Origin of the sequence: Flavobacterium sp. W21_SRS_FM6 (genome assembly GCF_052119645.1) — a bacterium.
Classification (GTDB): Bacteria; Pseudomonadota; Gammaproteobacteria; order Enterobacterales; family Alteromonadaceae; genus Paraglaciecola.
On sequence record NZ_JBGQOM010000017.1, the window covers coordinates 43,177 to 51,735 of the forward strand.

5 protein-coding genes and 3 tRNA genes are annotated in these 8,559 nt (G+C 43.3%); 7 read left to right on the plus strand and 1 reads right to left on the minus strand.

Annotation, left to right across the window (positions count from 1 at the left end; genetic code table 11):
* The first annotated feature begins 8 nt into the window (after positions 1–8).
* Positions 9–2,663, plus strand: a complete 2,655-nt coding sequence (gene metH / locus ACEN2L_RS19855; RefSeq protein WP_441745837.1) for a methionine synthase — start codon at positions 9–11, stop codon at positions 2,661–2,663.
* A gap of 16 nt (positions 2,664–2,679) precedes the next feature.
* Complete coding sequence (locus tag ACEN2L_RS19860) at positions 2,680–3,264, plus strand: DUF938 domain-containing protein (RefSeq protein WP_441745838.1); 585 nt, start codon at positions 2,680–2,682, stop codon at positions 3,262–3,264.
* A gap of 18 nt (positions 3,265–3,282) precedes the next feature.
* On the opposite strand, the gene ACEN2L_RS19865 is transcribed toward ACEN2L_RS19860, so the two are convergent.
* Positions 3,283–4,434, minus strand: coding sequence for a GNAT family N-acetyltransferase (locus ACEN2L_RS19865; RefSeq protein ID WP_441745839.1), 1,152 nt, complete (start codon positions 4,432–4,434; stop codon positions 3,283–3,285).
* Between the two features lie 452 nt (positions 4,435–4,886).
* Between ACEN2L_RS19865 and alaS the strand changes: the two genes are divergently transcribed.
* The 5 genes from alaS to ACEN2L_RS19890 all read left to right on the plus strand — a co-directional run bounded on the left by alaS (position 4,887) and on the right by ACEN2L_RS19890 (position 8,557).
* On the plus strand, positions 4,887–7,484 hold the full coding sequence (gene alaS / locus ACEN2L_RS19870) for an alanine--tRNA ligase (protein ID WP_441745840.1): 2,598 nt from the start codon (positions 4,887–4,889) through the stop codon (positions 7,482–7,484).
* Between the two features lie 144 nt (positions 7,485–7,628).
* Positions 7,629–7,844, plus strand: a complete 216-nt coding sequence (csrA, locus tag ACEN2L_RS19875; RefSeq protein ID WP_441745841.1) for a carbon storage regulator CsrA — start codon at positions 7,629–7,631, stop codon at positions 7,842–7,844.
* A 356-nt stretch (positions 7,845–8,200) separates the two neighbouring features.
* A tRNA-Ser gene (locus tag ACEN2L_RS19880) sits at positions 8,201–8,291 on the plus strand.
* 27 nt (positions 8,292–8,318) lie between these two features.
* Positions 8,319–8,395: transfer RNA gene (locus ACEN2L_RS19885), tRNA-Arg, on the plus strand.
* An 88-nt stretch (positions 8,396–8,483) separates the two neighbouring features.
* A tRNA-Arg gene (locus tag ACEN2L_RS19890) sits at positions 8,484–8,557 on the plus strand.
* Positions 8,558–8,559: the final 2 nt, after the last annotated feature.

Consider the following 8,559-nt stretch of genomic DNA (forward strand, 5'->3'; position numbering starts at 1 on the left):
CCGTATAAATGAAAGATATTGAAAAAGAAATAAACCTAGAAAAAAGCTCAGCTAGCGTATTTATTAATGTAGGTGAACGTACTAACGTTACCGGCTCAGCCATGTTTAAACGCCTCATACTTGAGGGCGACTATGAGAAGGCCCTAGATGTTGCTCGCCAGCAAGTTGAAAATGGGGCTCAAATCATTGATATCAACATGGATGAAGCCATGCTTGATTCTGAAGCTGCTATGGTGCGCTTTCTCAATTTAATCGCTTCTGAGCCTGATATTTCTCGGGTGCCGATCATGATTGACTCGTCAAAATGGTCGATTATCGAAGCAGGTTTAAAATGTGTGCAAGGCAAGTCGATTGTTAACTCCATCAGCTTAAAAGAAGGTGAAGAAAACTTTTTACACCAAGCTAAATTGATAAAGCGCTACGGTGCCGCCACTGTTGTTATGGCTTTTGATGAAGTCGGCCAGGCTGACACCGAGGATCGCAAGTTTGAGATCTGTGAACGTAGTTACAAGTTACTGACTGAAAAAATCGGTTTTCCGCCTCAGGACATTATTTTTGACCCCAATATTTTTGCGGTGGCCACGGGCATTGAAGAGCACAATAACTATGCCTTAGATTTTATCAACGCTACGCGCCGCATTCGTCAGCACTTGCCCCATGCTCATATTTCTGGTGGTTTGTCGAACGTATCGTTTTCATTTCGTGGCAATAATCCAGTGCGTGAGGCCATGCATTCGGTCTTTCTGTTTCATGCGATTAAAGCGGGAATGGACATGGGCATTGTTAATGCTGGGCAACTGGAGGTGTATGACCAAATTCCACTTGAGCTCAGAGATGCTGTCGAAGACGTTATTTTAAATCGTCACCCTGATGCGACAGATCGTCTATTAGAATTAGCGCCCAAATACCAAGGTGGCGGCAAAGTCCAAGAAAAAGAAAATCTAGAATGGCGCCAGTTGCCGGTTAATAAACGTCTCGAATATGCGTTAGTGCGCGGCATCATGGACTTTATTGAAGAAGATACTGAAGCCGCCAGACTTGAAGCCGAAAAACCCTTGCATGTCATTGAAGGGCCGTTAATGGACGGTATGAATGTAGTCGGCGATTTATTTGGTGAAGGTAAGATGTTTTTACCGCAGGTGGTAAAATCTGCTCGGGTAATGAAAAAAGCGGTTGCTTACCTTAACCCCTATATTGAACTTGAAAAAGACCAAGGCAGCAGTAACGGTAAAATACTTTTAGCTACCGTGAAAGGCGATGTACACGATATTGGCAAGAACATTGTTGGTGTGGTCCTGCAGTGTAATAACTTTGAAATTATTGATTTAGGCGTCATGGTGCCTTGCGCCAAAATACTCCAAGTGGCCAAAGACGAAAACGTCGACATGATAGGCTTGTCTGGTTTGATCACGCCTTCCCTAGATGAAATGGTGCATGTCGCAAAAGAAATGCAGCGGCTCAATTTTGATTTACCCTTGTTGATTGGCGGGGCAACCACCTCTAAAGCCCATACTGCGGTTAAAATCGAACAGCATTATCAACATCCCGTTGTATACGTACCTAACGCGAGTCGTGCAGTTGGCGTGTGTCAGCGATTAATTGCGGCAGATAATCGTGCCATATTTGCCGCACAGCTCAGCGCTGAATATGAAAATGTCAGAGAACAGCACGCCAAGAAAAAGCCACGCACTAAGCCGGTAACGTTAGAGCAAGCAAGAGCCAATGCCTTCACTTTTGACTGGGCTAGTTATCAGCCGCCTAAGCCAAATGAGCTTGGTGTTAAAACTGTATCGGTTGGGCTTGATATATTACGAGATTATATCGATTGGACGCCCTTTTTCTTAACGTGGTCATTAGCCGGTAAGTACCCACGCATTTTAGAAGATGAAGTGGTGGGCACAGAAGCAAAGGCATTATTTGCTGATGCCCAGGCCATGCTCAACGAACTGTGTGCCAATAAACTGTTACAAGCGAAGGGCGTGATGGGGATTTTCCCAGCCAATAGTGTTGGTGACGATATCGAGGTGTATCAAAATGAGCAGCGCGTCAGCCCGCAATTTATCGCCCATCATTTGCGCCAACAAACCCAAAAGCCGAACGGTCCAAATTACTGTTTGAGTGATTTTATTGCGCCAAAAAGCACTGCTAAAGCGGACTACTTAGGGGCGTTTGCGGTGACAGCAGGTGTGGGCGAAGATGAATTGGCTCAGCATTATATTGATGATGGTGATGACTATAACGGTATCATGGTCAAAGCCCTTGCTGACCGTTTAGCAGAGGCTTTTGCTGAATATTTGCATGAGCAGGTGCGTAAAGAAATATGGGGATTTACGCCGCACGAGCAGTTGAGTAATGACGAACTGATTCGAGAAAAATATCAAGGTATTCGTCCTGCTCCAGGATATGCCGCTTGCCCTGAACATACTGAGAAACAGCTTATTTGGGATTTGCTTGATGTCGAAAAACACACCGGCATGAAGCTGACAGAAAGTTACGCTATGTGGCCAGGCGCGTCGGTTTCTGGGTTTTATTTCTCGCATCCTGAAAGTCGCTATTTTGCAGTCGCGCAAATTCAAAATGATCAGTTACACGATTACGCAAGCCGCAAAGGCTGGTCTGTCGAAGAAGCGCACAAATGGCTCGCACCGAATTTGCAACTTTAATAACAAGGAAGAACGAATGAGTAAGCCTTTTAGTCAAGCGTGTGAAAATAACAAAGGCCCCATACTAGAGGTGCTTAAACGCTATTTTACACACTCGACTAAGATCTTAGAAATTGGTTCTGGAACAGGCCAGCACGGTGTGCACTTTGCTGCACATCTCCCTCATCTTAGTTGGCAAATGAGTGACGCTTTAAATAATCACAAGGGGATTAATCAATGGATAGCTGCTTATCCCCAAGCGAACATTCATGCGCCTATATCCTTTGTAGTCGGTCAAGACCCTTGGCCTGGGATAGGTGTTCAAAGTGTGTTTAGTGCGAATACTGCACATATCATGCAAAAGCATGAATGTAAGTTAATGATGGGCCTAATTGCGAAGAATTTGCCCTCGGGCGGCATATTTTGTCAGTACGGGCCCTTTACTCAAGACGGGCAGTTTAACGCGCAAAGCAATGCCGATTTTGACTTGCAGTTAAAGTCTAACGGTTATGGCGGGATCCGTGATATCAGTGAATTACGCTACTGGGGGCAAGGATTGCGCTTAGTGGAGTTAATTGACATGCCTGCCAATAACCTATGCTTGGTGTGGCAAAAACATTAAAGCTTGCCTAAATAATGTTTATTCACGCTTCTTGAACGGTAGCAGTGCTGTGGCATTTAGTTTGTATTGTTCGATTCGAGTGGTCTCTTCTTCGATAAAACGGCCAACAGCATCATGAAAAGCCTGTTCTTTTAATTGATGGTTTGAATAACAATAGATGGGTTCAAAACCACGTAAAATTTTATGCTCTCCCTGTGTTCCAGGATTAAATTCAGCTAAACCTCGTTCAATGCAAAATTCAATACCTTGATAATAACAACATTCAAAATGCAGTTGCGATACCTCTTCGATGGCGCCCCAGTAGCGACCATACAATTGATTGTCATCATAAAAAAATAAGGTACTCGCAATAGGCTCATCGCCCCGTCTAGCCTCAACTAGCATTAAGTTAGAATGCATTGTAGTAAACAAAGTGCTAAAAAAAGCTTGGGTGAGATACCCCGTGTGGCCGCTACGTTTTAAATAGGTTTGTTGATAACAATGATAGAAAAAGTCCATATTTTCTGCGTTTAATTTGTCTCCTGTCAGGCGCTCAATTGTGATCCCAGCTTGCGCTACTTTATTGCGTTCTGCGCGGATGCTCTTGCGTTTTCTAGAGTTCATTGTCGCTAAGAAACTGTCAAAATCTAGATAACTGCGATTAAACCACTGAAACTGAACCGTATATCTAGCCATCTGTTTTTGGGTTTGCAAGGCCTTGTTGGTCATGAGATCCACAAACAGCCAATGCATCGAGGATAAGCCATCCAGCTGCATTTTTTCATTGATGACGCGGCACACCAGTTTTGTCACTTCAGCTAGTTCGCAGTCTGGTTTATGCATTATTCTGGGGCCAGTAACAGGGGTAAACGGAATGGCGCTGACTAATTTGGGATAGTACGTTAAGCCGTATTGCTTGTAGGTATTCGCCCATGCAAAATCAAACACATACTCTCCATAGCTGTGGAATTTTTTGTATAGTGGCACCAGACAAATAACGTGGTTGTTTTGATAAATAACTAAATGCAAGGGTGACCAGCCAGTATCTGCTCCTACTGATTCTGAGGTTTCTAAGGCGTGGAGAAATTCATACTGGCAAAAGGGGTTAGTGGTTAAGGTAAACTCTTGCCACAACACTGGACCAATTTGTTCGATACTATTAACAAAGGTATAGCTTAATTTGTTTTTCAAATTAGAAATCCCAAATCTCGGTCAAAAGTTGGTTTACTTTCATGAACAAGAATGAAGAGTATAAGGAAATAAAGTATACCATTACTCGGCTCTTAGCCAGAAGAGAACACAGTCGTCATGAGTTAGTCATCAAATTGAACAGGGCATTGTTAATCGCGTATTGTCAGGTTTGGATGTTGATTGGTTCGAACATGCCGTAATGGTCTTAGCGAAGAAAAAAGGGCTGAATCAATTAAGTGATCCTCAGGACTATCAAAAGTACTACCGTTTTTATGCTGCAACGGGGCTTTTCTGCTGAACTAATACACTATGCAATGGGGGGCTTAAAGTCATAAATTAAGCCCTTAACAAGACCCTCGCAAACATGTTACTGTAGGGCGATACAAGCAGAGTTACCTCGCTGCTTAGTCTGTCTTTTAACCCAACTAAATTTTATATTTTCAGGACTGTAAATGAGTATGACAACCGCCGAAATTCGCGGCGCCTTTCTAGACTATTTCGCAAAAAACGGACATCAAATCGTTTCTAGTTCTTCATTAGTACCTAACAATGACCCGACGTTGTTATTTACTAATGCGGGGATGAACCAATTCAAAGATGTATTTCTTGGTGCTGAAAAACGCAATTATGTGAGAGCTGTCTCGTCGCAGCGCTGTGTTCGAGCTGGTGGTAAGCATAATGATTTAGAAAATGTGGGTTATACCGCCAGACATCATACTTTTTTTGAAATGCTGGGTAATTTTAGTTTTGGTGATTATTTTAAAATTGACGCGATTAAGTTTGCGTGGAATTTTCTGACTGAAGAGCTCAAGTTACCGAAAGAAAAATTATTAGTTACCGTTTATGCCGAAGACGATGAAGCCTTCGATATTTGGGCGAAAGAAATCGGTGTACCTGAAGATAAAATTATTCGTATTGCTACCTCAGATAACTTTTGGTCAATGGGTGATACAGGTCCTTGCGGCCCATGTTCTGAAATTTTTTATGATCATGGTGAGCATATTTGGGGAGGACCTCCAGGTTCACCAGAAGAAGACGGCGACAGATTTATTGAGATCTGGAACTTAGTATTTATGCAATTTAACCGTCAAAGCGACGGTACGATGGAGCCACTACCCAAACCCTCCATTGACACTGGTATGGGCTTGGAGCGTATTTCTGCTATTTTGCAACATGTACATAGCAACTACGAAATTGATATCTTTACCAATCTTATCAGTCAAACCGCTCAGATTATTGCTTGTACCGACCTCGAAGATAAGTCTTTACGGGTAATTGCAGACCATATTCGCTCTTGTAGCTTTTTAATCTGTGACGGGGTGGTGCCTTCTAACGAAGGTAGAGGGTACGTGCTACGTCGTATTATTCGTCGTGCTGTAAGACACGGTAACAAATTAGGGGCGAAAGACGTATTCTTTTATCGTTTGGTTGCGGCTTTAGTCGAGCAAATGGGAGCGGCTTATCCTGAATTAAAAGCACAGCAACATTTTGTCGAAAAAGTACTTAAGACCGAAGAAGAGCAATTCTCGCGGACACTAGAGCGAGGCATGACCATTCTGAATGATGAACTATCAGCACTTACGGGGGATGTTGTGCCCGGTGCTTTGGTCTTTAAGCTATACGATACCTATGGCTTTCCAGCTGATTTGACCAACGATGTGGCCAGAGAGCGTGGCTTACGTATTGATGAAGAAGGTTTTAATGCGGCAATGGCCGAGCAACGTAAGCGCGCTCAGCAAGCTAGCCAATTTGATACTGATTACAATGAGCAACTTAAAAGCGATAATATCTCTAAATTCGATGGCTACGAGCTTTCAAGTACCCGTTCTACGGTGCTAGAAATTTTGGTGGGCGGTGAGTCTGTTAGTACCTTGCAAGAAGGGCAAACAGCCTACGTGATACTTGATCAAACACCTTTTTATGCTGAATCAGGTGGACAAATAGGCGACACCGGTACGCTTCAAAGTGCTAAGGGGTCTTTTGTCGTCAGCGATACTATAAAAATTGGTCAGGCAATTGCGCACAAAGGTTCTGTGCAAGGTGGCTTGGCAGTCGGTGAGCACGTTGAAGCACAATATAATGTAAAGCGCAGAGAAGCCGTTAAACTTAATCACAGCGCTACTCACTTGATGCATGCGGCTCTTAAAACGGTATTGGGTACCCACGTTAATCAGAAGGGATCATTGGTTACAGAGGAACGTTTACGTTTCGATTTTTCTCATTTTGAGGGGATGACTAAAGAGCAAATTAGCCAAGTTGAAGCCTTAGTCAACGAGCAAATAAGAGCTAATCATGCTTTGCAAACGAAGTTAATGAACTTGGACGAAGCAAAGGCCGCCGGCGCGATGGCTTTGTTCGGTGAAAAATACGACGACGATGTTCGTGTTGTCAGCATGGGGGAGTTTTCAATGGAACTGTGTGGTGGTACTCACGTGATGAGTACTGGAGACATTGGTTTGTTTAAAATCCTCTCTGAGAGTGGCATCGCCGCAGGTGTTCGACGTATAGAAGCTGTGACGGGGTCGGCAGCGCTGGAGCTGATGCAGAAACAAGCGAATGAGTTGTCCGGTTTGGCTGCGATGTTAAAAACTGAACCTACTAGCCTTGTCTCACGTATCACTCAATTATTAGAACAAAACAAAAGTTTTGAGAAAGAACTGGCTAAGTTAAAACAGCAACTAGCAAGTTCTAAGGGCAGCGATTTACTGACCAATGTGGCAGAGATTAATGGTGTAAAAGTACTCGTTGCTCACTTACATGAAGTAGAGTCAAAAGCCTTACGAGGTATGGTTGATGAATTCAAGAATCAATTAGGCTCTGCTGTTATTGTCTTGGGTGTGGCGGAGCAATCTAAAGTCAGTTTAATCGTTGGTGTAACGCAAGATCTAACGTCGAAAGTTAAAGCCGGTGAGTTGGTAAATTACATCGCGCAGCAAGTGGGTGGTAAAGGTGGTGGTCGTCCTGATATGGCACAAGCAGGCGGCAATCAACCTGAAAATCTTGCTAATGCAATCGAATCAGTTAAGCCTTGGTTAATAAAGGTGTTGTAAATTGTACGAGAATTATCAGTTAATTTTTGAGGTGACAACAAAAATATGGAGCAACTGAGTGCGGGATTTTCTGGTCGTTCAGAATTTTTCCGCTAGTGTTACCTAAGGACTATAAATTCTATTTAACGGAAAAGGAGCAAGAGAATGCTAATTTTAACTCGTCGTGTAGGTGAAACCTTGATGGTCGGTGATGATGTAACGGTCACCGTGCTGGGTGTGAAGGGAAATCAGGTAAGAATTGGTGTGAATGCACCTAAAGAAGTGTCTGTGCATCGTGAAGAGATTTACATGCGTATTCAAGCTGAAAAAAACGGTCAAGCAGCGACCGGCGAACAATCGTCCTCTCATGATGATGATTGAGTATTTTTAAAGCACATAAAAAAAGCTGGTGTCTACCGGCTTTTTTTATGGGTGAAATGGGCTTATTTTTAATGTGTTAGACAAAAATTACCCGCCTATTTGCCCATAAAAACAGCAAAGCATGGCTTATCGTTCAAAATGCAAGCAAGCAGTAAATAAGTTGAGAAAAATTGTTTGACTTACGTTTTAGGATCAGTAAACTTCGCGTCCTCATTTAGGAGAGACGGCAAGACAGCTTCTCACGCTTTCGACAAGAAAGAGTAAGCATAAAAGAGCTCTTAAGTTGTATCGTCAGAGTGTTTTTTTTACAAAACATTATGTTAGAATCTGAATGAGAAAAGTGTATATCGTGTTCCGGAGAGGTGGGTGAGTGGCTGAAACCAGTTCCCTGCTAAGGAACCATACCTATTACTGGTATCGAGGGTTCGAATCCCTCCCTCTCCGCCATTATATATACTTAGCTACGTTGTCAATGCGTGTGTAGCTCAGCTGGATAGAGTACCTGGCTACGAACCAGGCGGTCGGAGGTTCGAATCCTTCCACACGCGCCACTTCTTTATCGCTTTATTAAAGCTTATTTGAGTGGCAGTTTAAGCTTAGTGTCCTCACTAAGTGTATTACAAGTTGAAATAGTGCTGTGCGTGTGTAGCTCAGCTGGATAGAGTACCTGGCTACGAACCAGGCGGTCGGAGGTTCGAATCCTTCCACACGCGCC